Origin of the sequence: Vibrio sp. D404a, from assembly GCF_030248535.1 — a bacterium.
Lineage (GTDB): Bacteria > Pseudomonadota > Gammaproteobacteria > Enterobacterales > Vibrionaceae > Vibrio.
The window spans coordinates 81458-105979 of record NZ_JAHGAJ010000046.1 but is presented as its reverse complement, the minus strand read 5'-3'; the positions used below and the strand labels follow the sequence as shown (position 1 = coordinate 105979).

The 24522-nt window shown below is 44.3% G+C and carries 21 protein-coding genes; 8 read left to right on the top strand and 13 right to left on the bottom strand.

The window, feature by feature from the left end:
• Positions 1–25: 25 nt before the first annotated feature.
• From KI655_RS22945 to KI655_RS22930, 4 genes are all read right to left on the bottom strand, one after another.
• Complete coding sequence (locus KI655_RS22945; RefSeq protein ID WP_285408981.1) at positions 26–550, bottom strand: DUF1566 domain-containing protein; 525 nt, start codon at positions 548–550, stop codon at positions 26–28.
• Positions 550–2199 carry a DUF1566 domain-containing protein gene (locus KI655_RS22940; RefSeq protein WP_285408979.1) on the bottom strand — a complete coding sequence of 550 codons (1650 nt, stop codon included), beginning with the start codon at positions 2197–2199 and terminating at the stop codon, positions 550–552. Before KI655_RS22940 ends, KI655_RS22945 begins: the two co-directional genes overlap by 1 nt.
• A 219-nt stretch (positions 2200–2418) precedes the next feature.
• Entirely contained in the window at positions 2419–2931 is a 513-nt protein-coding gene (locus tag KI655_RS22935) for a glycine cleavage system protein R (protein WP_285408977.1), read from the bottom strand.
• Between the two features lie 217 nt (positions 2932–3148).
• Entirely contained in the window at positions 3149–4057 is a 909-nt protein-coding gene (locus KI655_RS22930; RefSeq protein WP_285408976.1) for a DUF3943 domain-containing protein, read from the bottom strand.
• Between the two features lie 210 nt (positions 4058–4267).
• Between KI655_RS22930 and KI655_RS22925 the strand changes: the two genes are divergently transcribed.
• Complete coding sequence (locus KI655_RS22925) at positions 4268–5506, top strand: CinA family nicotinamide mononucleotide deamidase-related protein (RefSeq protein WP_285408974.1); 1239 nt, start codon at positions 4268–4270, stop codon at positions 5504–5506.
• Positions 5507–5636: 130 nt separating this feature from the next.
• On the opposite strand, the gene KI655_RS22920 is transcribed toward KI655_RS22925, so the two are convergent.
• The 3 genes from KI655_RS22920 to KI655_RS22910 are packed head-to-tail and all read right to left on the bottom strand — an operon-like array spanning position 5637 to position 9554.
• Positions 5637–6482 (bottom strand): DmsC/YnfH family molybdoenzyme membrane anchor subunit, encoded by an 846-nt coding sequence (locus KI655_RS22920; RefSeq protein WP_285408972.1) that lies wholly within the window; start codon positions 6480–6482, stop codon positions 5637–5639.
• A 1-nt stretch (position 6483) separates the two neighbouring features.
• Positions 6484–7104 carry a DMSO/selenate family reductase complex B subunit gene (locus KI655_RS22915; RefSeq protein ID WP_004733360.1) on the bottom strand — a complete coding sequence of 207 codons (621 nt, stop codon included), beginning with the start codon at positions 7102–7104 and terminating at the stop codon, positions 6484–6486.
• Positions 7105–7115: 11 nt separating this feature from the next.
• Positions 7116–9554 carry a DmsA/YnfE/YnfF family dimethyl sulfoxide reductase gene (locus KI655_RS22910; protein WP_285408954.1) on the bottom strand — a complete coding sequence of 813 codons (2439 nt, stop codon included), beginning with the start codon at positions 9552–9554 and terminating at the stop codon, positions 7116–7118.
• A gap of 198 nt (positions 9555–9752) precedes the next feature.
• Between KI655_RS22910 and KI655_RS22905 the strand changes: the two genes are divergently transcribed.
• Positions 9753–10319, top strand: a complete 567-nt coding sequence (locus tag KI655_RS22905; protein ID WP_285408952.1) for a molecular chaperone TorD family protein — start codon at positions 9753–9755, stop codon at positions 10317–10319.
• Complete coding sequence (napF, locus tag KI655_RS22900; protein WP_285408951.1) at positions 10319–10831, top strand: ferredoxin-type protein NapF; 513 nt, start codon at positions 10319–10321, stop codon at positions 10829–10831. The genes KI655_RS22905 and napF overlap by 1 nt, the downstream gene beginning before the upstream one ends.
• A gap of 194 nt (positions 10832–11025) precedes the next feature.
• Here the strand turns inward: napF and yfaE are convergent, their stop codons facing one another.
• The 4 genes from yfaE to ubiG form a co-directional block, all read right to left on the bottom strand.
• Entirely contained in the window at positions 11026–11304 is a 279-nt protein-coding gene (gene yfaE, locus KI655_RS22895; protein ID WP_150872047.1) for a class I ribonucleotide reductase maintenance protein YfaE, read from the bottom strand.
• The gene (gene nrdB / locus KI655_RS22890; RefSeq protein WP_285408950.1) at positions 11304–12437 is read right to left on the bottom strand and encodes a class Ia ribonucleoside-diphosphate reductase subunit beta; all 1134 of its coding nucleotides are present in this window, start codon (positions 12435–12437) and stop codon (positions 11304–11306) included. The genes yfaE and nrdB overlap by 1 nt, the downstream gene beginning before the upstream one ends.
• 100 nt (positions 12438–12537) lie before the next feature.
• On the bottom strand, positions 12538–14814 hold the full coding sequence (nrdA, locus tag KI655_RS22885) for a class 1a ribonucleoside-diphosphate reductase subunit alpha (RefSeq protein ID WP_285408949.1): 2277 nt from the start codon (positions 14812–14814) through the stop codon (positions 12538–12540).
• Positions 14815–15319: 505 nt separating this feature from the next.
• Positions 15320–16063, bottom strand: a complete 744-nt coding sequence (ubiG, locus tag KI655_RS22880; protein ID WP_032549285.1) for a bifunctional 2-polyprenyl-6-hydroxyphenol methylase/3-demethylubiquinol 3-O-methyltransferase UbiG — start codon at positions 16061–16063, stop codon at positions 15320–15322.
• Between the two features lie 258 nt (positions 16064–16321).
• On the opposite strand from ubiG, the gene gyrA reads away from it, so the two are divergent.
• Together gyrA and KI655_RS22870 are read left to right on the top strand one after the other, a co-directional pair.
• Positions 16322–18952 (top strand): DNA topoisomerase (ATP-hydrolyzing) subunit A, encoded by a 2631-nt coding sequence (gene gyrA / locus KI655_RS22875; protein WP_285408948.1) that lies wholly within the window; start codon positions 16322–16324, stop codon positions 18950–18952.
• 160 nt (positions 18953–19112) lie between these two features.
• On the top strand, positions 19113–19739 hold the full coding sequence (locus KI655_RS22870; RefSeq protein ID WP_285408947.1) for a tetratricopeptide repeat protein: 627 nt from the start codon (positions 19113–19115) through the stop codon (positions 19737–19739).
• A 91-nt stretch (positions 19740–19830) separates the two neighbouring features.
• Here KI655_RS22870 and KI655_RS22865 read toward each other — a convergent pair whose 3' ends face one another.
• Both KI655_RS22865 and nrfA read right to left on the bottom strand, forming a co-directional pair.
• Positions 19831–20175, bottom strand: coding sequence for a rhodanese-like domain-containing protein (locus tag KI655_RS22865; protein ID WP_285408946.1), 345 nt, complete (start codon positions 20173–20175; stop codon positions 19831–19833).
• Between the two features lie 172 nt (positions 20176–20347).
• Positions 20348–21778 (bottom strand): ammonia-forming nitrite reductase cytochrome c552 subunit, encoded by a 1431-nt coding sequence (gene nrfA, locus KI655_RS22860; RefSeq protein ID WP_285408945.1) that lies wholly within the window; start codon positions 21776–21778, stop codon positions 20348–20350.
• Between the two features lie 481 nt (positions 21779–22259).
• Here nrfA and nrfB point away from each other — a divergent pair, with 481 nt between their 5' ends.
• The 3 genes from nrfB to nrfD are packed head-to-tail and all read left to right on the top strand — an operon-like array spanning position 22260 to position 24511.
• Complete coding sequence (gene nrfB / locus KI655_RS22855) at positions 22260–22844, top strand: cytochrome c nitrite reductase pentaheme subunit (protein WP_285408944.1); 585 nt, start codon at positions 22260–22262, stop codon at positions 22842–22844.
• 3 nt (positions 22845–22847) lie between these two features.
• A complete protein-coding gene (gene nrfC, locus KI655_RS22850) occupies positions 22848–23534 on the top strand; it encodes a cytochrome c nitrite reductase Fe-S protein (RefSeq protein WP_285408942.1) in 687 nt (228 codons plus the stop codon).
• A gap of 2 nt (positions 23535–23536) precedes the next feature.
• Positions 23537–24511 (top strand): cytochrome c nitrite reductase subunit NrfD, encoded by a 975-nt coding sequence (nrfD, locus tag KI655_RS22845; RefSeq protein WP_285408940.1) that lies wholly within the window; start codon positions 23537–23539, stop codon positions 24509–24511.
• The last annotated feature ends 11 nt before the right edge of the window (positions 24512–24522 follow it).

Below are 24522 nucleotides of genomic sequence, written 5' to 3'. Positions count from 1 at the left end.
ATGAGTTGCTCTTTTTGTATAAGGGTTAATTGGTGGTTTGGTTGAAGTCTTTCACCAATCGTAAAAGCATAATTCCGCTAGAATTTGCTGTAACCTCTTGCCCTTCAGTAAAATCAATGATTAAGCCGGAGTAGCCACTATTCAAGCCTTGTGCATCCGGTGTACTGGTCCAATACGGTACATTTATAGTGCTTGGAAAAAACGCTAAGTCGATGGCTGGTTTAGCACATTGATAATTGACAATAGACCCGAGTTCTTTGATGTTGGGTAGTCTGAAACCATCAACTCCAACGTTCTCATTCGTCAAAGCTGAAGTCCAATTGATAGCGCTTGTCGGAGAGCCGCTGCAAGTATTACTGTCTGTATTATATGTTTCGCCAACATTACACTTTTGCCATAGCAAGTTGGTTGAAACGTCCAAAATTGTTCCATCTTTACGATCAATAAATTGACCGGCTTCTTGTGATAGGGGTTGGTTTTCTACGCAATCTTGAGCAAAGCTAGAACTCGAAGCTATTAGCGAAAGGACAAACATGTATTTTAGTTTCATTATTCTACGCCTCCACTTACAGCGATGATCCCTTGATATGTACCCTTGTTACATAATTTTACTTGGCCTGTTTGAGTATCCATGCACCAAGCACTACCAGTACCAGCTACAGAGCTAGAATGCGTATAAATAGTGGTAGCTGAGTCACCTACATTTGCACCTTTCATATATGGGAAGTAGTTTTCGGTAGTAGGGGCTTCGGTCCCTACACTGTAGTTAACAATTGATCGAACCTCGACCGGAGATGGCAATCTCCATGTATTGATTCCGCAGACAGAAAAGCTGTTTAGGTTGGCTAAGTACCCTTCTGCGTCACAGCGTCGGTTACCGCTTGATACTGTCGAGTAAGCACACATCGATGATATAGGTCCATCTGCTAATAGCTCATCATTTTTATGACCTGGTGCGTTAGCATTTGATGTCGAGCTTGAGTCATACCAAGTATACCTATATGCAGAGCTTCGCCATGTTCCTGACTCGCTAGTCCAAGGATAAGCGTTATTATCTGGGTCATCAGCATAAGCCTCTAACCAAGTATCTATATCAGCTTGAGAAGGCAAATCGATAGGGTTCTGTTTGGCTTCTATATAAACCCCTGTGCGCTCATCACGAACACATGCCCAGTCTGCAGCATCGTTTGCAAGTATATTGCCACTATAGTCAAGCTTAGTGAACTTAAACCCATGTTCCCCATCGGAGTGATCATTTCCATCGGTTGTATCTAGCCCGTAATCAGCATCTTGGTTTGTGAATCCATCAGGTGCTGAGGCGAGAGTGTGATCTGAGCCATTTGAATAAGTAGCGAATCCAGTATCGTTAATTTGCTTATCGCCAGGGATATAGAACGATAGAGTATTGTTGGAACTATCAATTGTAGTGTTCCCACTGTTCATCATTGTATAGGTAACAGATTCTCCCCCTTCGCTTAAGCCATCTTGTACAGCGTCGACTTGCACTAGGTGACTTAATTCTTCAGCAGATATTGTCACGGTTAGAGTACTTAGATTACTCGTAAAATCATTTTCTGAAGCAATGCCGGTTTGTTCCAGTGTAACTGTTACGTCTTCGTAAGAATAATTGCTCAGATCTATGTAGCTTTGGGCATTATCTCCTTCCAGCACGGTTTTACTTGCATCTCGAAAACTGATGGTTGGTTCTGTATCACTGTCTGAGATTGTTACCGAAGCTTGAGCATTACCAATTTGATAGCTATCGCTTGAATCGGCTGAAATCGTATACGTTAAAATCTTATTACTTTCGTACAGGTTGTTATGGGTGATATCTAGTGGCAAAGATGCCTGTGTTATGCCTGCAGTGATTACAAAAGTTTGCGCCGACAGTGGCTCGTAATTCTTGAATGTGCCCGTTGAACGGGTCGTCAGATCGCTCGTGTTAAGGGATAGGGTCAAGTCGTTGGCTAGGGCACTTGTGAGAGTAACGGTAATGTACTCAGTGTTTGAACCTGAACTTGGTTCTGAAAAAGTTACTGAAGTTGGAATATCTATTTCTACGACTTGAGGTTCAGTCGGGTCGGTTGGGGTTGTCGAATCACCGCTATCTTCATGGCCACTTTGGCAGCCTGTAAAAAGTGAAGCTAGAAGAATGACAGAGACGGCATTGAGAGGCCAGCTCGGTTTGTATCTATCCATTTATGAACCTAAGTGACTAAGTTGATGAAAGTGACCGTATGGTAACAAAAAACACAACTAAGTAGTCCTGTTTCACTATCTAAAATTATGATTTAAGTAGAATTTATACATGAATTTTGTAAGTAACGTAAGAGTTGAAAGGGATTTATAGGGTGGGTTAAAGGGAAGGTGGGTTATGGCTTACTCCTCCGGCAATGTGTCACCGGAGGAGAAAGTGGATTAATTCTCAATCATAACGCGAGTATCTTCGCTTAGGGTCTCGAGTTCGTTAACGACATCTTGGATGGGTAATTCAAGTGGGAGTTTTACGGCAATTTTTGCGGTAAACAGACTTGAGCTCACACCACCACCACCGGCGATAAACACTCGATGACAATCCATATCAAGAATCGTAATACCTTGACCATCTAATACATGGGTGACCTCGTTGACGATACCCGCGCGATCGTTGGAATCCAAACGTAAGTGATGAACGGTATCTTGTACTTGAGTTGAATGGTCTGCATCAACGAACTGAACGGTTAGGTCGATATTGGCGCTGAAGGCTTCTTTTACCGTAGATTCATTGTTTGCCGGAAGCTCAATTTTGATCACACCAGCGACTTGGTCTTCAATAAAGTTAACTTTACTGATGAGCCATTTGCCTCCATTTTCATGGGTGACTGCCGCGAGTTGTTTGATGGTTGCAGGTGATGCCTTACCAATAAAGTTAACGATAAATGTACTATTCATATCAGCCCCCAAAGATTCAATTAAACGCATTTAATAAGCGTTTGAAATAACGAGATAATCTGTATTACTAACAGTGTAGAAGCTGGTGGTGAACAATATTTGACCTGTGTCAATTTTTGAAACTAAGCTGTAGCGCAAAACAAGTTAATGAAGAGTGGGGCACAAAAAAAGCGACTCGAGAGCCGCTTTTAGGAAAGAATGATATTTATTGATTGGTTTAGAACGTGACTTTGAAGTTCATACCAACAAATTGTGAATCGTACGGCGCGCCTGCGTCATAAGCAAACTTCGCGGCGTCTTGGTTATTCCACCAAGGGTTAGTGTTCAGGTTCACTTCTGCATCACCACCCCAAGCATCGCTCACCCAGTAGTGGATATGGCCAACAGGGTTCAAGAAGAACAGAGAAACATCACCCATGGTTTGTGAACCCATCACTTCACCACCAGACATTAGGATGTCTTGTTCAGCTTCTAGCATCATTTCACCGACAACCGCACCGAAGAATGGTGTGATGAATAAGTCTTGCCAAGACGGTACTTCAGCAAATGCTTCAACGCCGTATTCCCAGAAGAAGGTCGACATGGTCCAAGAATACACGAAAGATTCAAATTCGTTGTAACCCGCGTGGCGAGCTGCAGTGTAGTAAACACCGCCAAAGTAAGGGTGCATCACATAGTTTAGGAAGTGCTCATCTCGGTCCCATACAGGGCCTTCAGAGACATTGTCTTTCCACTTTTGACCAAGCTTACTCAAGTCGCGTTGGTCGTCATCCCATTTGGTGATGGATTCAGGAAGGAATGTCATCAAACCAACAGTCGCAACACTAAGACCCAGAATGGTATAAGTTTGACCCATTAGGTAATCCCAGTCTTTCTCTTCGCTTACCAAGAAGTGCTTTGGTTGTTGGATGGAGAAATCGTACTCTTCACTTGATTCGCTCAGTGCGTAATTGGTACTAGGCTTGTAAGTGTACAAGTTTTCGTTTACGCAGTACTCTTGAGTACAATCATCCGAATATGAAAGGTTGAATGGTTGGTCGAAATCGTATTGGCTTGCAACCGAGTTAGCTGACATTAGTATTGAAAATGCAGCAGTAACCTTTGCTAATAACGGGGATTTGGCCACAAGGGTCTCCATGAAAAATGATAAGTTGAGCGAAGTCACAATTATCTATTAATTGCCTGATTTTTGGAACTAATAATTGCGTGCTTTCTCAAAGATAATCTTAAATTTCACATCATTAATACTTGTGAAATGACTTAAACGCCTAAACATTGAAGATAGACCACTTTAAAAATAATGCAGCGTCTTAATATGACAGCAAGGGATAAAAATATGACCAAAATCGCAATGTTAAGTACAGGTGAAGAAGTTCTTCACGGAGACATTGTAGACACGAATGCCGCTTGGATGTCCGCTGAGTTCTATCAACATGGCTTTGCATTGGCAAAACGTTCCACTGTCGGTGACCAAATGGGTGCGCTGGTGGAAGAGCTTTTGATGTTGAGTTTTAACTACGATGTGGTCATCGTTAATGGTGGATTAGGGCCAACGACGGACGATATGAGTGCCGCTGCTGCAGCAAGTGCGGCTGATCAAAAACTGGTTCTTTTTCCTGATTGGCTGCAGCGTATGGAGAGTATGTTTGCAGCGCGTGGCGCTAAAATGCCAGACAGTAACCTGAAACAAGCTATGCTGCCTGAAAGCTCACAGATCGTCGATAACCCCGTCGGCACGGCTTGTGGTTTCAAACTTAAAATTAATGACGCGACCTTCTACTTCACTCCCGGTGTCCCGAGTGAGTTTAAAAAGATGGTGAAAGATCAAATTCTACCGGATCTATCGCGAAGCTACCCAGAAATCAGTGCTTTTGAATGTAGCAGGCTCTACACCTTCGGTCTCTCTGAATCCGGTATCTCAGATATTCTAGACCAGCTTAAGTTACCTGAAGGGTACGAATTAGGTTACCGTTCTTACTTACCCTTTATCGAAGTGAAGCTATTTGGGCCTAAATCGGGCCTTGAGGTTCGTGTAAAACTGCTTCAGATGGTTCATAAGCTGCTGGAAGGCAATGTCGTGAGTGTCGATGAACCAATGGTTGAGCATTTAGGTCATCTGTTGAGTGAAAAACACAAAACCTTATCTGTGTCAGAAGTCTCGACCAAGGGAGCTCTATCTGCTTGGTTACAGTCTGACGAAAACCTTGAAAACTGTTTTGGCCACTCTTGGGTAATGGCGGAGAGCAAAGGCAGCGAGATTGATAAAAGCGATCCTTTGGCTGCAACATTGGCCTTAGCTGGAGCGACAAGAGAGAAGTGTGCCACGGAGCTCGCTCTTGTGACTGGCAAACTTGAAGATAAGACCTTCAGTGTAGCGTTATCGACGCCAGCAGGTGAGTGGGGGCAAGTATTTGAGTTTCACCGCTCATACAATCGAGAAGACTCTAGAACGGTAATCAAAACGGTTGCTGCAGACATGTTGCGTAGACACTTAGAAAATAAACCTATGTTTGGTCAGTTCACTTCGCTTAAACGTTTGAAAGAGCTGTTTATTCCAGCGTCCATCATTAAGTAACGATGCAAGTTGACTCGCCAAGTTTGTACTAAAAAAGCGAGAAAAACGAAATAAAAAGGCCCAACATCTAAATATGTGTTGGGCCTTTAGTTTATCTAGCCTTCTATATAACCAAATAACGAGTCTGTGATTACAAACCGCTTGTCATATGTAGGCTGTAGAACAAACCACGGCCGATTAACTCTGACGCTAAGAACAATACCAATGCTAGGCCTAGATTTACTGGATTCACTTTTGCTTTGTTGAGCATAGGTAGAATCCAAATCAGTAAGGTTGCCATTAGCAATGCAACTTGAAGAATCACATAGCTGCCTAAACCATCAACCAACTCTGAAGCTTTCGCTACTGAAGTTTGGATGTCACCGATTAGGTTCAGTTTACCGACTGTCACAAGCAAGCTGATCGCGACCGCAATTACAGCCAGCATCGTAATGTTACGGTCAACCGTAAAACGACTGTCGTTTGCGAACACAATCACGAGCTGAGACAGCAGCAAGCCACCCACAACCATTGTCATGATGAAGCTCAATGGTGTGTAGATGTTGTCCCATGTAGGTACTGTGTTGATCATGTATACGTTGATCATCGCGTACATAAAGATAACACCCAGCACCATAGCGCCAACCATCAGTGCTTTTTGGATAGCTAGGCCACCTTTCTTGACCACTGACAGTAGCCATTGCAGGCCGCCAACGGCGAAGAATGCTGCACCGAAGAACACTTCGTTAGACAACCAAGCTGAACCTAGTTGGTTAAAGGCATTAAACGCGCGCAGTGGAGAGCCTAGGTGCGTTGTCGAGAACATAAAACCAAGACCCATTAATGCCCACAGAATGAACATTGGAACTTTGTAGCTGTTTAGTTTCTCTTCGTCATGACCTAGTACCAGTGCACGTGCACCAATCAGTAAGTAACCACCAACCGCAGTTTGCGCTAGCACCGTAAAGAAGATTAAAGACCACTCATGAAAAATCATCTTACACCTCCTTAGGGTTTGCTAGGTGACCACTGGTATCGCCAGTCGGCTTCGCATTTTTGTTCAGCTTAATCACGATGTTTGGCAAAGTTTCGGTTGAAGATGGCAGCGGCGCAACATCCGCACCAGATCCGTACTTCTCGCGAAGTGTATTGATTTCACCAAACTCCAATGCACGAAGTGGGCAAGACTCAACACAGATAGGTTGTTTGCCTTCAGAAACACGTTGGTAGCAGCCATCGCATTTGGTCATGTGACCTTTCTTAGCATTGTATTGTGGTGCACCGTAAGGACACGCATTGCTACAGTGCTGACAACCGATACACACACTTTCATCAACCACAACCAAACCGTCTTCATCGCGTTTATGCATTGCGCCTGAAGGGCACACTTTTACACATGCAGGGTTAGTACAGTGGTTACAAGCAATAGACAGGTAGTAAGAAAAGACATCTTTCTGAACCCAGGTATCGCCATCTTGAGTGAAGCCACCACCCGCGTATTCATAGACGCGGCGGTAGTTCGTTTTGATGTCGAGATCGTTATAATCTTTACAAGCAAGCTGACAGGTTTTACAACCCGTGCATTTACTTGAATCAATGTAAAAGCCGTATTGTTTCATTCCAACCTACCTTATGCTTTCTTTATCGCTTTGATTTGAACTAGGTTTGTATGCTGAGGGTTACCCTTAGCAAGTGGGCTCGGGCGCTGAGTAGTCAGCACGTTGATAGAGCCTGCATGGTCGATCTTCTGACCATCGGGTGCGTACCATGCACCTTCGCCTAGCGCGACAACTCGAGGAAGAATCCTTGGTGTCACTTTCGCTGGAATATGAACTTCACCACGGTCGTTAAAAATGCTGACCATGTCGCCGTTCTCAATACCGCGCTCTTTTGCATCGATTGGGTTGATCCACAACTCTTGTGGCGCAGCAGCTTTGATCTCTGCAACGTTGCCGTAAGTTGAGTGGGTACGAGCCTTGTAGTGGAAGCCTGTTAGCTGAAGTGGGTACTTCTCTGCTAGCGGATCGTTATGGCCTTCGAAAGAGTCCGCATAAATTGGAAGTGGGTGAATCACTTCGTCTTCTTTTAGTTTCCAAGTCTTAGCAATCTCAGCCAGTTGCTCTGAGTAGATCTCGATCTTGCCACTTGGTGTGGTCAGTGGGTTCGCTTCAGGGTCTTTACGGAAATCTTCGTAAGCGATGTAGTGGTGGTCGTAGCTACGCTTGTAGATACCCAGCTCTTTCATCTCTTCGAAGGTTGGCAGTGTTGGATCGTTCTTACGAGTTTCGGCGTAAAGGTGCTCAATCCATTGCTCCTGAGTACGGCCTTCCGTGAACTCTTTTTCTACGCCCATGCGCTTAGCAAGCTGTGTACACATCTCGTAGATAGATTTCGCTTCGAACTGAGGTTCAATCGCTTTCTGCGCGTAGATGAAGTAAGGCATGTTCGATGCTTTACCGTCCATACACCAGTCGTCTTGCTCTGATGTGGTTAAGTCAGGCAGGATGATGTCAGCGTATTTCGCCGAAGAGGTCATGTGGTTATCGATGACGACAATCATTTCACATGCGCTTTCATCTTGAAGAATCGCGTGCGTTTTGTTGATGTCTGAGTGTTGGTTGATGATGCAGTTACCTGCGTAGTTCCAGATCATCTTGATTGGGTTCTTAAGGCGCTCAGCTCCGCGAACACCGTCAGTGACGTCTGTCATCTCGTGGTGACGGTGAATCGCGTCTGTCCACATGAACATTGAAATTGATGTTTCAACTGGGTTTGGCACCGTCGGGAAGCGAACAAACGGAATGTTGATGTCACTTTCACGTGCACCTGTTGAACCGCCAGACACACCGACAGAACCTGTGAGTAGCGACAGCATTGCGATTGCACGACAAGCTAGCTCACCGTTCGCAGTACGTTGTAGACCCCAACCTTGGTGGATAGCACACGGTTTCGCTGTGCCCATTTCACGGCCAAGCTTAACGATTGTATCAACTGGAATGCCTGTGATCTTCGAAGCCCACTCTGGTGTCTTTTCTACGCCATCTTCGCCTAAACCTAGGATGTAAGATTTGTAGTCACTGTTTTTAGGCGCTGATGCCGGAAGGGTCTTCTCATCGTAACCGACACAGTATTTGTCTAGGAACGGTTGGTCGACAAGGTCTTCAGTGATCATCACGTGTGCAAGACCCGCTACCAATGCAGCATCCGTAGAAGGACGAATTGGGATCCACTGATCTTCACGACCACCGGCAGTATCGGTGTAACGTGGATCGATGATGATCGTTCTAGCGTTTGATTTGTTCTTGCTTTCTACGTAGTGGTGGATCAGACCGCCACCAGACATACGAGTCTCGGCAGGGTTGTTACCAAATTGGATGTTAAGCTTAGTGTTCTCTAAGTCAGAGAAAGAGTTGTTGTTTGCCCAACCACCGTAGGTGTAGCTCAAGCCTTTCGCGATTTGTGCTGTTGAGTAGTCACCGTAATGGTTTAGGTAACCACCACTTAGGTTCATTAGACGGGCAATCAGCGTCTGTGCTGGTGGCCAAGACTTAGTGACTGTACCACCAAGCGTTCCTGTACCGTAGTTTAGGTAGATGGTGTCGTTACCGTAGTCTTTGATAAGACGTTGCATGGTGCCCGCGACTTCATCAAAAGCCTCTTCCCAGCTAATACGTTTAAACTTGCCTTCACCACGTTTACCCACACGTTTCATCGGATACTTCAGGCGATCTGGGTTGTAAACTCGGCGACGCATAGAGCGACCACGTAGACATGCACGTACTTGGTGATGACCGTATTCGTCAGTACCTGTGTTGTCTGTTTCTACGTATTTGATTTCACCGTTTTGTACATGCATGCGTAACGGGCAGCGTGAGCCACAGTTTACTGTACATGCACTCCATACGATTTTCTCATCCACATTCTCAGCAACCGCAGCTGCTACTGGTTTGGATTTGAAAGGTAAAGCGATACCGCCTGCGAGTGCAGCTGCACTACCTACCGCCGAAGAAGCCTTAATGAAGCCTCTTCGAGTAAGATTCATTACCCCAGATTCTTTCTTATTCGTCATTCTAAGATGCCTATTGTTTTTGATGGCTAGTACTTTATAGGTACTTTGTCTTTTGTGTTTTTATTTCTAAATATTGATTGATTGGCATCAAATAAGGGCTAAATTTAAATATTATGAATCGAATGTATAAAATAGATCAAAGATTCTAATCGTCATATTTATATCATTGTCGTTAAACCAATTACGGCATAAATAAGAATGATTATTGATACGCATAAATTGCTAGGTTCATTATTTTATCAAGCAACAAATAAAGAACAGTTATTAGATATTGTTCAGGCATTAGTAGAAAGCCAAGTCCTATCAGAAGGTTGCTTACTGGCACTTCAAAACGAACAGGAAGATGCCCTAGCAGCAGAGTTTAGCCGTCTGTTTGAGGGGGTTGGAGACATGCCAGCTCCGCCGTGGGGCTCGGTTTACCTAGATAAAGACCGCGTTGTGTTTGGCGAGTCAACGGTAGCGTATCGACAGTTTTTAGAATTAAATCAAATTGAATTGGATACCGGTTTAAGGGAGCCAGAAGATCAATTTGGTTTAATGTTATTCGCTCACTCATATTTGTTAGAAAATAATAATGTAAATTCAGCTCGTGAATTGCTTGAGTGTCATTTATTAACTTGGTCTTCTACTTATTTGTACAAATTAAATTCAGCATCAGAGTTATCATTCTATAAGAAGTTATCAATCGATGTTATTAATTGGGTTAATTACCTAACATCTGAATATAATTTAAACGTTGCTACTAAAAAGTTATATATTGATTAATGTCTGAGCAAATAAATTCAAATAGACGTGGTTTCTTAACTCGACTCTCTAAACCAGTGAAAGCTGCGGTAAGCTATGAAGAGAAATCACAGCGCTTACAAGCCAGGCCACCACGAGCTGTCGACGAGGTGTTGTTCGAGCGCCTTTGTGACGGTTGTGGTTTGTGTGAGCAAGCATGCCCAAATAGTGTTATTGAGATACAAGAGGGCAGTGCAGAGCTCAATTTGGACTACAACAGCTGTTCAATGTGTAATAAGTGCTGTGAGGTGTGTCCAACCGGTGCGCTTCACCAAACGGTAACGCCTTACATTGATTTAAAACCTAACTTTGCTGATAGCTGCAATAACTACATGCAAATGAATTGTCATGCCTGCGAAACTGCGTGTTCAGCTGGCGCAATAAAGATTGAATCTGGTGAATTGCCAAGTGTTGTTCAAGATAAGTGCAATGGATGTGGAGAGTGCAGAAGTGCTTGCTACATTGGGTCGGTTACGTTGAGCCTCGTTCGTTAACAAAGGCCTTTGCTTGCTTTGTAGATATACGCAAGAAGCCTCGGTGACAAGTCGTTGAATAATGTTTAGTCAGTGATAGCTGCAGATAGAAAAAGGGTTCGCATTCCAAGAGGAGGCGAACCCTTTTTTAGTCTGTACTTTTTAAGCTTTCGAATTGCCGTGGTATTTACATGATTCGAAACAGATCGAACGAACTAAGCTCGCTTCTGCTTATTACGGTGAATCACGTTGCTCAATGACAACTCTGTTTTGGCTTTACAAATACAAGGCAAAATCTCGTTGCTTTGTGTGTAAGCCATAGCAAAACCAACGTACTCGACTTCACCTGAGTCCAACGTGCAGCGACAAGCGCCACAGTGACCATCTCGGCAGTTGTACTCAGGCTCAAGTCCTGCCTGCTCCATGGTCTCTAACAGAGTGTTAGATGGGTTAGATTCAATCGTGATGAGTTTGTTGATCTTCAGTGTTGGCATTACAGTTCGAAACCTTCGAAGTCATCTGCACTTACTTCGTTGTCGATTTGACCAACTAGGTAAGATGAAATTTCTGCTTCCTGTGGTGCTACTTGAACGTTATCAGAAGATAACCAAGCGTTGATCCACGGGATAGGGTTAGACGTTGCTTCTGGGTAAGCTGTACCTAGACCAACCGCCTGCATACGAATGTTCGTAATGTACTCAACGTATTGGCAAAGGATGTCTTTGTTTAGACCTATCATTGAGCCATCTTTGAATAGGTATTCTGCCCACTCTTTCTCTTGCTCTGCTGCATCTTTAAACAGGTCGAAACACTCTTGCTTACACTCTTCAGCGATCTGCATGAATGAGAAGTCATCTTGACCGTTACGTAGCAGGTTAATCATGTGCTGAGTACCTGTTAGGTGAAGCGCTTCATCACGAGCGATTAGCTTGATGATTTTCGCATTACCTTCCATTAGCTCACGTTCTGCAAACGCAAATGAACACGCAAAGCTTACGTAGAAACGGATAGCTTCAAGTGCGTTAACCGACATCAGACATAGGTACAGTTTCTTCTTCAGCTCATACAGAGAGATTTTAACCTCTTCGCCGTTGATGTTGTGCGTACCTTCACCGTAGCGGTGGTAGTCAGACGTTAGCTTGATTAGCTCATCGTAGTAGTGCGCGATGTCTTTAGCACGCGCCAAGATGTGCTCGTTCTCTACGATGTCGTCAAATACAACGCCTGGATCATTCACAATGTTACGGATGATGTGCGTGTAAGAGCGAGAGTGAATTGTCTCAGAGAAAGACCAAGTCTCAATCCAAGTTTCTACTTCTGGTAGTGATACTAGTGGAAGTAGAGCAACGTTCGGGCTACGGCCTTGAATTGAATCAAGAAGCGTTTGGTACTTCAGGTTTGAGATGAAGATGTGCTTCTCGTGCTCTGGTAGCTTGTTGTAGTCGATACGGTCGCTAGATACGTCAACTTCTTCTGGACGCCAGAAGAAAGACAGCTGCTTTTCGATAAGCTTTTCGAAGATTTCAAATTTCTGTTGGTCGTAACGCGCTACGTTTACAGATTGACCAAGGAACATAGGTTCTTTTAGTTGGTCATTTTTTGTTTGAGTAAAAGTACTGTAAGCCATGAATGCCTCAAATCCTTTCCAGACCTATATAACAGGCCTCGTTAATGCTTTAGACCCAGAGAAGAAGGCTTCTCTGGGTTCTTATGTTTGTTACTTATGCTTAGATCTTACAACCGCCGCCTGCACAATCGTCTTCTTGTGCCACAGCGCCTTGTTCATCTTTCGCACCATCACGAGTGTTATGGTAGTAAAGCGTCTTCACACCGTACTTGTACGCAGTCAGTAGGTCTTGAAGAAGTTTCTTCATTGGTACTTTACCGCTTTCGTACACGTTTGGATCATAGTTAGTGTTTGCTGAAATCGCTTGGTCTACAAACTTCTGCATGATACCTACTAGGTGTAGGTAACCGTCATTAGAACCGATGTTCCAAAGCAGTTCGTAGTTATCTTTTAGGTTTAGGAAGTCAGGCACAACCTGCTTCAAAATACCGTCTTTCGATGCTTTTACAGAAACAAAACCACGTGGTGGCTCAATACCGTTAGTCGCGTTTGAGATCTGAGAAGATGTCTCAGATGGCATTAGCGCCGTTAGTGTTGAGTTACGCAGACCGTGCTCAACGATTTCAGCACGTAGTGCATCCCAGTCGTAGTGCAGAGGTTCTTCACATACTAGATCAATGTCTTTCTTGTATGTGTCGATAGGCAGTAGGCCTTTCGCGTAGTTTGTCTCATGGAACGAAGGACACTTACCTTGTTCTTTCGCAAGCTCTACAGATGCTTTCAATAGGTGGTATTGAATCGCTTCGAATGTACGGTGAGTTAGACCGTTCGCGCTGCCGTCTGAGTACTTAACGCCGTTCTTAGCTAGGTAGTATGCGAAGTTAATTACACCCACACCTAGAGTACGACGGTTCATTGTTGACTTGTATGCAGCTGGAAGCGGGTAGTCTTGGTAATCAAGAAGTGCATCTAGAGCACGAACAACCAGGTCAGAAAGCTCTGCTAGGTCATCTAGGTCGTTGATTGCACCTAGGTTGAATGCAGACAGCGTACATAGCGCGATTTCACCTTCGTCATCTTCTACGTTTGCTAGCGGCTTCGTTGGAAGTGCGATTTCAAGACATAGGTTCGATTGGCGAACAGGTGCAACTTCTGAGTCAAACGGGCTGTGAGTGTTACAGTGGTCTACGTTCTGAATGTAGATACGGCCAGTAGACGCACGCTCTTGCATTAGTAGAGAGAACAGCTCAACAGCTTTTACTGTTTCACGCTTGATTGACGGATCGTTCTCGTACTTAACGTACAGCTCTTCAAAACGCTCTTGGTTTTCGAAGAACGCGTCGTATAGGCCAGGTACGTCAGATGGTGAAAATAGGCTGATGTTGCCGCCTTGAACTAGGCGAGAGTACATAAGCTTGTTCAGCTGTACGCCGTAATCCATGTGACGAACACGGTTCTCTTCAACACCACGGTTGTTTTTCAGTACAAGTAGAGACTGAACTTCACCGTGCCATAGTGGGTAGAATACGGTTGCTGCACCACCACGCACACCACCTTGAGAACAACATTTCACTGCTGTTTGAAAGTATTTGTAGAATGGGATACAACCCGTGTGGAATGCTTCACCACCACGAATCTCAGAACCAAGCGCACGGATACGACCAGCGTTGATACCGATACCAGCACGTTGAGATACGTAACGTACGATTGAGCTCGCCGTTGCGTTGATAGAATCTAGGCTGTCACCACACTCAATCAGTACACAAGAGCTGAATTGACGTGTAGGCGTACGTACACCAGACATGATCGGTGTAGGCAGAGAAATCTTAAATGTCGACGCAGCATCGTAGAAGCGCTTGATGTAATCAAGACGCGTGTCTTTTGGATACTTAGCGAATAGACAAGCAGCAACCAAGATGTATAGGAACTGTGCACTTTCGTAGATCTCTTTCGTTACACGGTTCTGCACGAAGTATTTACCTTCAAGCTGCTTAACCGCTGCGTATGAGAAATCAAGGTCACGTTTGTGATCGATGTACTGATCCAGCTCAGCGAATTCCGCTTGAGAGTAGTCTTCCAGTAGATGACTGTCGTACTTACCCATATCAACCAGTTTTGCAACGTGGTTATAAAGTGCTGGTGGCTCGTATTGACCGTACGCTTTTTTACGTAGGTGGAATACGGCTAGACGCGCAGCAAGATATTGGTAATCCGGCGTCTCTTCTGAGATCAGATCCGCAGCTGACTTGATGATAGTCTCATGGATGTCAGTTGTGGTGATGCCATCGTAAAACTGAATGTGAGCTTTCAATTCTACTTGTGATACTGAAACATTGTGCAAACCTTCGGCTGCCCATGTGATCACTCGGTGGATCTTTTCTAGATCAATCGTTTCTTTGCGACCGTTACGCTTAGTAACAGTAAGTTGTTGGTTCATTCTGCTTAATTTCCCTAACAAAACTGATTAAAGCCGTGTTTTTGTCTATTTCTGTGTAATTTTTGTAAATTACATGTCGGCTTTGTGATCTTGGTCTACCCATATATTGTAGTTCAAACACAACATATAGGGGTCATTTGTTTGTTGGGTTACAAGATAGTGCGAGGCAGGAGATTTTTCAAGGTAAAGAAATGGGAGTTCTTGTGGATAACTATGTAAATGAAAAAAAACTGTAAGTGACCACTAACTGATGAGGTTAGCTATCACTTGATTGTAGAAAATTAGCCTTTTGCTTATGGTTTAATTTTGTGCGCTCATAAAAAAAAATTCCTTGATCTTTGGTCAAAACAGGAGGCGGATTTTCAAAGGTCAAAATTGAATCTGAATGGTCAAAATGGAATCGTGAGCACGAAATTTAGACTGAAAAAAGTCGCAAAGTTATGGTAATTGCAACCTTTTTCATTAGTCTAAATTAAATTATTTTTTGTGGGGTTATCGACGCGTTTTAGGCGAAATTCTTCGTGTGAACAATGTAGTTAACATCTACGTTACTTCCTAAACGGTAAGTGTCCGTTAACGGGTTGTAATGTAAGCCTGTAATGCCTAATTCTTGCAGAGGTGTGTTGTCGATCATTTTGATGAGTTCGGCAGGGCGAATGAACTTTTCGTGCTCGTGTGTGCCCTCTGGAACGATTTTCAATAGCTTCTCAGCACCAACAATCGCGAACAAGTACGACTTAAAATTACGGTTTAGCGTTGAGAAGAACACATGCCCGTTAGGTTTTACTAACTTTGAGCAAGCCGTAATCACAGATTGTGGGTCTGGTACGTGCTCTAGCATCTCCATACACGTCACGACATCGTAAGTTTGTGGGTTTTGTTCAGCGTGATCTTCAATCGTGCTCTGAATGTACTCAAGCTTAGTGCCTGTCTCTAAGGCGTGCAAGCGAGCGACTTCTAGCGGCTCTTTACCCATATCCAAACCTGTCACCACAGCACCTTCTTTTGCCATGCTTTCAGCAAGAATGCCGCCACCACAACCGACATCAAGAACCTTCTTGCCAAACAGGCCTTCAGTTTTCTCTAGCACGTAGTTAAGACGTAAAGGGTTAATTTGGTGGAGAGGTTTAAACTCGCCCTCTAAATCCCACCAGCGTGACGCCATGTCTTCGAATTTTTTGATTTCTGCTGGGTCGACGTTCTGTGATTTGGTCATAATCGGCATTTCCAAGTTAAATAATGCATCCATGAAGTTGTGAGCATTATAACTTGGCTTTTGTCTCTGACCAGAAGATCTACAATTTTGCGAATTTGTTGGATGTAAAATAACCATCTTTCAGCAAGATATGATGATGACGTGCAATTTCTCATCAATTGATTGGCTACAAGGCTCACAAGATGATAAAAGGATAGGGAAAGTGATGCCTCACAAGGTAAATTTGTGTTATATTTTTCGGTCTTATACGTATTCAAAAATACGATCTGACTATAGAGGGAAAATGGCTCTATGAGCGATCTAGCGAAAGAGATCACGCCCGTAAATATTGAAGATGAGCTTAGAGGTTCATACCTAGACTACGCGATGTCCGTCATCGTTGGTCGTGCCCTTCCTGATGTGCGTGATGGCCTAAAGCCAGTACACCGCCGCGTTCTATTCGCGATGAATGTACTAGGTAATGATTGGAACAAACCATATAAAAAATCTGCTCGTGTAGTAGGTGATGTAATCGGTAAATATCACCCGCACGGTGATAGCGCTGTATACGACACTATTGTTCGTATGGCTCAGCCGTTCTCACTGCGTTACATGCTAGTTGATGGCCAAGGTAACTTTGGTTCTATCGATGGCGACTCCGCGGCTGCAATGCGTTATACCGAAGTTCGTATGGCGAAAATTGCCCACGAGCTTTTGGCTGACCTTGATAAAGAAACGGTGGACTACGTACCAAACTACGACGGTACAGAACAGATCCCAGCGGTTCTACCAACGAAAATTCCTAACCTATTGGTAAACGGTGCTTCTGGTATCGCGGTAGGTATGGCGACCAACATCCCACCTCATAACCTAGGTGAAGTTGTTGATGGCTGTTTGGCTTACATCAATAATGAAGAGATCACGATTGATGAGCTAATGGACTACATTCCTGGTCCTGATTTCCCAACAGCAGCGCTGATCAGCGGTCGTAAAGGCATTGTCGATGCTTATAAGACAGGTCGCGGCAAGATTTACATGCGTTCAAAAGCGGATATCGAAGTAGAGAAGAATGGCAAAGAGACCATTATCGTTACTGAGATCCCTTACCAAGTAAACAAAGCACGTCTGATCGAGAAGATTGCTGAACTGGTTAAAGATAAGAAAGTAGAAGGCATCAGTGCACTGCGTGACGAGTCTGATAAAGACGGTATGCGTATTGTTATTGAATGTAAGCGTGATGCAGTCGGCGAAGTGGTTCTAAACAACCTTTACGCACAAACTCAACTGCAAACGACTTTCGGTATCAACATGGTTGCCCTAAACAACGGCCAGCCACAGTTGTTCAACCTGAAAGACATGCTTAAGTGCTTCGTAGACCACCGCCGTGAGGTTGTGACTCGTCGTACTATCTACGAACTAAGAAAAGCACGTGATCGTGCACACATCTTAGAAGCGTTATCTCTGGCTCTAGCGAACATTGATGAAGTTATTGAACTTATCAAGAACGCTCCAACGCCAGCAGAAGCAAAAGTTGGCCTAGTTTCACGTGGTTGGGACTTAGGTAATGTTGCTTCAATGCTTGAGCGCGCAGGCACTGATGCGGCTCGTCCAGATTGGTTAGAAGACCAATACGGCATCCGTGACGGTCAGTACTTCCTAACGGAAACTCAAGCGCAAGCAATCCTAGAACTTCGTCTACACCGTCTAACCGGTCTAGAGCACGAGAAGATTCTAGACGAATACAAAGCACTTCTTGATGAGATCGCTGAGCTAATGCACATCCTTGCAAGCACTGAGCGCCTAATGGAAGTGATCCGTGAAGAATTAGAAGCAGTTCGCGATATCTACGGTGACGCACGTCGCACTGAGATCACCGCAGCTAGCCACGATATCGACATGGAAGAGCTGATTGCTCAAGAAGACGTAGTGGTGACGCTGTCACACGAAGGTTACGTTAAGTACCAAATCCTAAGCGACTACGAAGCACAGCGTCGTGGTGGTAAAGGTAAGAGCGCAACCAAGATGAAAGATGAGGATTACATTGAGCGTCTGCTTGTTGCTAATACTCACGATAACATCCTATGTTTCTCTACTCGTGGTAAGACGTACCGTCTGAAAGTTTACCAACTACCATTAGCAAGTCGTACTGCTCGTGGTAAGCCAATCGTGAACATTCTTCCTCTAGAAGAAGGTGAGCGAATTACAGCGATTCTACCTGTTTCTGAGTTCTCTGAAGATAAGTTCATCTTCATGGCGACTGGCGACGGTACTGTTAAGAAGACATCTCTGGATCAGTTCGCAAACGTACGTGCTAACGGCCTAATCGCGGTTAACCTACGTGACGACGATTCATTGATTGGCGTAGACATCACAAACGGCGATAGCGACATCATGCTGTTCTCGAAGTCGGGCAAAGTTGTTCGCTTCAACGAAGATAAGGTTCGCCCAATGGGTCGTACTGCTTCTGGTGTTCGCGGTATGAAGCTTCCAGAAGATGACCAAGTTGTATCTCTGATTGTTCCTTCTAATGAAGGCGACATTCTAACAGTGACTCAAAACGGTTACGGTAAGCGTACTGAGCTTGCAGAGTACCCAACTAAGGGTCGTGCAACGCAAGGTGTAGTATCTATCAAAGTCTCTGAACGTAATGGCCCAGTTGTTGGCGCTGTTCAAGTTGAAGAAGGCGATGAGATGATGATGATCACCGATGCAGGTACACTAGTACGTACTCGCGTAGCGGAAGTAAGCCAAGTTGGCCGAAATACGCAGGGTGTGACGCTAATCCGTACTGCTGAAGACGAGAATGTTGTTGGTCTACAGCGCATCGACGAAGTTGAAGAAGCTGAAATCGTTGACGGTGAAGTTGCAGAAGGCGAAGCGCCAGAAGCAAGCACTGAACAGCCAGCTGCTGATACTTCTTCTGACGAGACAGACGCAGAATAAAATCTATCGTTAAATATGATTTTATGAATAAAAACCGAGCCTTAGCGCTCGGTTTTTTTATATTCTAAATTCAGTACCAAAGTCAGGTAGGTTCGTAAACTCGATCAAAGTATATTTTTGAAGAAAGGGGTAAAGTAAGGTTTCACTCTAGGAGATATGCATGGAAAACTGGTTGTTGATCTCGATCCTAATCACAAGTCTCTTTGTCGTTTCGATGATCTTTATGAGTAGTCGCAGCACAAAGACACGTCGCCTTAATCTAAGCTTGGCAGTGTTCGCTGTTCTTGGGACTGGTGTTTTATGGTATCTGATGAAGCAAGATCTGCCACAGCCTGCGCCTTCTGAATCACAACCCGTTACCTTCGCCAATTATCAAAGTGAACTACAGAGCAAGCTAGAACAAGATCCAAACCAAGCAGAGTTGTGGTTTAAGCTTGGCAGTGTCTATCTTGAGCAAGGGGAGTTTGCGGCAGCTGTTACAAGCTATGACTACGCTATCCGACTAGAGAACACCCCGGTAGCACGCCTGTTTGCTGCAAAAGCAACGGCGTTATACTACGCGAATAATCAGTCGATGGGGGAAGAGGTTAACACACTTCTGAAACGATCGTTGGGGCTTGATCCTAACGATCGTACAGCCTTGATGCTCATTGCGAGCGATCACTTCATTAGCATGCGATATGAGCAAGCGATCGAGGTTTGGACTCAGCTGTTAGACTCTAACCAGCAAGGGCTTGATAGGGTTTCAATCATCCACTCGATCAATCAAGCTAAGCAGATGCTGTAATAAAATGCCTTATACTGATTAGCTTGCTAGGATCAACCTGCGATCTTGCTTAAAGCTCTGTTTTCCTATTAAGACGAATAAAGTTCAGAGCTTATTTACTTTGCTGCATCTCTACCAATCCACCAGCGTTGTGTAAATTGGTGAAGCCTTGCTTCTCTAGCCATTGATAGGCTTGACCTGAGCGATTTCCACTACGACAGTAAAGAACGATTTGAGTGTTCTTGTCGAGTTTCGCGAAATGCTGCTCTATCTCAGAGAGAGGATAGTTAATCGCATTGTCTAAATGACCATCTGCGAATTCTTGAGGCGTTCTTACATCAACGATCAAAGCGCCTTGTTCAATCCATTCCCATCCCGTTTCTGCACGCTCAGAGGCTTGAGCGATGCCACAGGTTAAACCTACACACAATGCGGTGATGACTAATTTTGTTTTCATCGGTTCTCCATTGGCTCTCAAGTGGTTGAATAAGATAAAAGAAAGCCACACATAGAGTGTGGCTTGATTTATTGACGACGTCTATTTCAGAGCGTTAAAAAGCAGCTTTTGATCATAGAGAGTATGGAAACTCTCGATTTGAACTGAAATCACCGCCTTTGGTAGTTATCGGCTAATAGTCGTAATTCGCTTCACGTTTCTCTGCGGCTTCATCCCATTTTGGAACGACAGTTTCTAAGAAGTGTTTCTTGTCGGCGTTCATTTTCTCCATATCCATTCCTAGCGCTTTCTGTGCAGCCGCTTTGGTTGAGATATCTGGGATCTCGATAGGATCAGTGATTCCTTTTTTCGCCAGCAGGCGAACCAACTTAGTACGTGCATCTGCGGCTTTATCAACCGCTGTGCCTAGCACTTCAAGTGCAACCTCAGGTGCGTGCATATGTACACCATGAGAGGCGATAGCGTAATCCCAACGCCATTGCGCATGACGAATGTCCTGTAGGATAGGCTGCATTTCATCTTCAGTCGCACCCGCATCCCAAGCTGCGCCAGCTTCAAAGTGCGCTGCCACAATTTGCTTCTCTGCGGTTAGCTTCATGTTAAGCACTTGAACTTTACGGCTAGAAACGATGTTTTGCATGGTCTCTTTGCTTTGTGTATGGCAGTTTGCACACGTGTCTTCAAAGCGGTCGAATGGGTTTCCGACTTTATGGTCGGTATATACCGTACCATCTTCCTTAGTCACTTTAGGCATGTGGCAGTCAACACAAACCACTTTGTTCTTTCCATGGATACCTTCACGCCATGTTTCATAGCCAGGGTGCTGTGCTTTCAACATTGGTGCCTTAGAAACTTTATGCGTCCAGTCTTTGAAGTTAAGTGCGTCGTAGTAACGCTCCATGTCACCCACAGTTGTGCCTTGATCCCATGGGAACTTAACGGCTTTGGTCGGGCCGGTGAAGTAGTATTCGACATGACATTGAGCACAAACCGAGGCTTGTTGATCCAAACGACTCTGCTCATCAAACTTTTTACCGATGGCGTCAAACGCGCGCTCAACATAAGGTCGAGTCACTTTAAGTGCAGGCTCGCCGTTTTTAAAGCCGTCGCTTTGCGTATCATGACAGTCCGAGCAACCAATTGGGTTGACGATCTCTTCACCAAGGCGCGCCCATTTGCCTTCGAAGTAGCCATCTTCACCGCGCTCTTCGATCACACGAGCCACATCTGGACTTTTACAGCTCCAACACGCCATTGGCATAGGACCTGATCCTCCATCCATTGGCGCGCCAGTACGTAGGGTTTGTCTCACATCATCGAGAGCGTAGAAGTGTCCTCTGGCCTTGTTGTAGTCTTTAGCAAAGCCATAACCTGCCCACATGATCACCATATTAGGGTCTTCATGCAGCGCATCTTCTATGTGTTCACTCTCAGAGGTCTGTTTCCATGAATGATATTGGTCGGGGTGGTTTTGCTCGAATTGATCATTACGAGGGTCGCCAATTGCTTTTTGTTCAGACGCAGCAAAGCTGGTAACACTTACAAACGAAGCGCTAACCATCAATAATGCTGTGACGGAATTACGTATCCAATGCTTTTTCACAGTGATATCTCCAATATACTGATTTTTATACCAAGCGTTGTGAGTTTGCTATTTCAAATTAAGAATTGGAGAATTCCTATTTATATTAATTCATAACTAAACACATTTTGTTACGTGTTGAGCCATTATTGTTTTAGATCAATTATCACTAGTGATATAAATCACGCTAACAAAAGTATACCTCAAAAGGGGTAGGTGGTGGTGTGGGAGCTTTCAGTTTTTAAGAATAATTATCATTAAGTAACAATGAGTTACGTCATTAACCATTTTTAAAATGTGGTGATTTTGCTCACATAATCACCAGTGAGAATTTTACTTAACCCATTAGAGGTATATCCTTATTTATAGAAAGCGTTGTGGCTTTTCCAAAATAAGAATTGATATCATTTAGACAGTAATACGACTGTTTATGGATACTTTTGTTTAATCGGTTATTTATTTAGTTGAGAGCTAAATAAGTCCGATATAAGGAAAGGATAAAATGGGCAATATAAAATTGGCCATAGTCATAATGCTTAAATCCCTTCTAGCATTCTGCCTCTATGGTTATTCTATCCATGCTGTTGCCGATTCTTCTGAAATAACATCAACGGAATCTACTAGGCATGAAGTCGAATTAATTCGAGATAAAGATTATAAATGTGTCCAATGCCATAAAAATGCCAAAGAGACATTATTTGGTTCGCATGGTACCGACGCACATAATATTGTTGGACGAGAAATTAACTGTACAGATTGTCACAGTAATATAAGTCCAGATCACCGAGAAGGTGCACCAGAGGTGATCAAATATCGATCCGCACAATCACAAAAAGGGACAAATAAAGTATTTTTGGATCCTCAAATGATCCTTAAGGCAAATAGTGGATGCATCGATTGTCATAAACCAGAATATTTACAAGAAGATAGCTGGACACACGATGTTCACGCTAAAAATCTGACTTGTTCTAATTGTCACGATGTTCACGCCAATAAGTCTAAGGTTTTGAGTCTAGATAAGAAACAGACCATCAAACTGTGCGTCGACTGCCACTCAGACTTTAACCAGAAGAAAGAGGAGGAGTGATCGATGAGTTGCTCTAGAAGAAACTTTTTAGCTGGTGCGGGTGCTGTGATTGTCACGACCGGGATAGCGGGTACGTCAGTCGTAACCAGCAGAAAAACCCTCGCGAATGTGCAAAACGACGGCAATAAACGCTACGGAATGATCCACGATGAAACAGCCTGTATCGGTTGTACCGCCTGTACTGAAGCGTGTCGTGAGGTGAATAAAGTCCCTGAAGGTGTCTCGCGCTTAGAGATCGTGCGTAGTGAGCCACAAGGTGAGTTTCCTGACGTTGACTACCGCTTTACTCGAAACTCCTGCCAACATTGCGACAACGCACCATGTGTCATGGTTTGCCCAACGGGTGCGGCTTATAAAGATGAAAAGACGGGCATTGTTGATGTACATAAAGAGAAGTGCGTTGGCTGTGGCTACTGTCTGCTGGCTTGTCCTTATCAAGTACGCTTTTTCAATCCAGAAGATGGCTCTGCGGATAAGTGTAATTTCTGCCGAGATACCAATTTAGCACAAGGGAAACTGCCGGCTTGCGTGGAATCTTGTCCGACAACAGCGCTGATATTTGGGGATCTCAATGATCCAAATAGCAAGATCAACCAAGTGCTTCAGTCCGAAGTGGTCTACCGAGATAAAGTGCATTTAGGTACTCAACCTAAGCTTTACAAAGTGCCACATCAGAAAGGGGAGATTTGATTATGAGTGCATGGGATACAGCTTTCCAATCTGGAACCGTGGTATGGGATTGGATCATCGCTATCTACCTGTTTTTAGCGGGTATGTCAGCAGGCGCAGTGATGATCTCCATCTATCTGAAAAGAAAAGTCATTGAGGGTGATGCCGCTAAAAATGGGGTACTAAAAGCGACCGCATTTCTGGCACCATTTGGCATTATTTCGGGACTGCTCATTCTGGTATTTCACCTAACTAAGCCACTCTCTTTCTGGAAGATTATGATCTTCTACAACCCAACGTCTGTGATGTCCATGGGTGTGATCCTATTCCAAGTCTACATGGTGATCTTGTTTGTGTGGATAGGGATAATCTTTAGAGATCAGATCACCGTGTTCTTGAACGATCAGGTATGGTTGAAAGGGCGTTTAGATTTCGTTGGAAAACTCATTGGTAAATTGGAACCTCTTGAAAATGCGACAGAAATCTTTTTGGCTTTGCTAGCTCTTTTGCTGGCGGCATATACAGGTTTCCTACTATCAGCGCTGAACACATTCCCAATGTTGAACAACCCAGTATTACCAATACTGTTCTTGTTCTCGAGCTTATCCTCGGGTGCTGCTGCTTGTATCTTGTTTGGGGTTCTGGTGTTTAGAGAGTCTCCTCAAGGTCCTAGCATCTCTTGGATTCATGGCTTCGAGCGTCCAGTGGCGATGTTTGAATTGTTCGTCCTCGTGACGTTCTTCACTGGTTTGATCTTCGCTGGTGGCCAAAGTGAGCAAGCTGCGTGGAATGCCATCGGCAGTGGGTTCTGGGCGAATTGGTTCTGGTATGGCGTGATTGGCATCGGCATGGTTTTACCTTTGCTGCTCAATGCGTTCACCCCGAAATCGGTTCGTCATACTGGAGTCTACATTTTCGCTGTGACTTGCTTGAGTTTGGCGGGCGTTTTAATGCTGCGTACTTTCGTACTTTATGCTGGTCAATTAACCTTGGCATAAATGACGGCTAT

Coding starts and splice junctions, on each gene's coding strand:
- nrfB (WP_285408944.1), top strand. CDS start 22,260: ATGGGCAATATAAAATTGGCCATAGTCATAATGCTTAAATCCCTTCTA.
- nrdB (WP_285408950.1), bottom strand. CDS start 12,437: ATGGCTTACAGTACTTTTACTCAAACAAAAAATGACCAACTAAAAGAA.
- KI655_RS22940 (WP_285408979.1), bottom strand. CDS start 2,199: ATGGATAGATACAAACCGAGCTGGCCTCTCAATGCCGTCTCTGTCATT.
- ubiG (WP_032549285.1), bottom strand. CDS start 16,063: ATGGATGCATTATTTAACTTGGAAATGCCGATTATGACCAAATCACAG.
- KI655_RS22925 (WP_285408974.1), top strand. CDS start 4,268: ATGACCAAAATCGCAATGTTAAGTACAGGTGAAGAAGTTCTTCACGGA.
- KI655_RS22905 (WP_285408952.1), top strand. CDS start 9,753: ATGATTATTGATACGCATAAATTGCTAGGTTCATTATTTTATCAAGCA.
- napF (WP_285408951.1), top strand. CDS start 10,319: ATGTCTGAGCAAATAAATTCAAATAGACGTGGTTTCTTAACTCGACTC.
- nrdA (WP_285408949.1), bottom strand. CDS start 14,814: ATGAACCAACAACTTACTGTTACTAAGCGTAACGGTCGCAAAGAAACG.
- yfaE (WP_150872047.1), bottom strand. CDS start 11,304: ATGCCAACACTGAAGATCAACAAACTCATCACGATTGAATCTAACCCA.
- KI655_RS22935 (WP_285408977.1), bottom strand. CDS start 2,931: ATGAATAGTACATTTATCGTTAACTTTATTGGTAAGGCATCACCTGCA.
- KI655_RS22915 (WP_004733360.1), bottom strand. CDS start 7,104: ATGAAACAATACGGCTTTTACATTGATTCAAGTAAATGCACGGGTTGT.
- nrfC (WP_285408942.1), top strand. CDS start 22,848: ATGAGTTGCTCTAGAAGAAACTTTTTAGCTGGTGCGGGTGCTGTGATT.
- KI655_RS22865 (WP_285408946.1), bottom strand. CDS start 20,175: ATGAAAACAAAATTAGTCATCACCGCATTGTGTGTAGGTTTAACCTGT.
- gyrA (WP_285408948.1), top strand. CDS start 16,322: ATGAGCGATCTAGCGAAAGAGATCACGCCCGTAAATATTGAAGATGAG.
- KI655_RS22910 (WP_285408954.1), bottom strand. CDS start 9,554: ATGACGAATAAGAAAGAATCTGGGGTAATGAATCTTACTCGAAGAGGC.
- KI655_RS22945 (WP_285408981.1), bottom strand. CDS start 550: ATGAAACTAAAATACATGTTTGTCCTTTCGCTAATAGCTTCGAGTTCT.
- KI655_RS22870 (WP_285408947.1), top strand. CDS start 19,113: ATGGAAAACTGGTTGTTGATCTCGATCCTAATCACAAGTCTCTTTGTC.
- nrfD (WP_285408940.1), top strand. CDS start 23,537: ATGAGTGCATGGGATACAGCTTTCCAATCTGGAACCGTGGTATGGGAT.
- KI655_RS22920 (WP_285408972.1), bottom strand. CDS start 6,482: ATGATTTTTCATGAGTGGTCTTTAATCTTCTTTACGGTGCTAGCGCAA.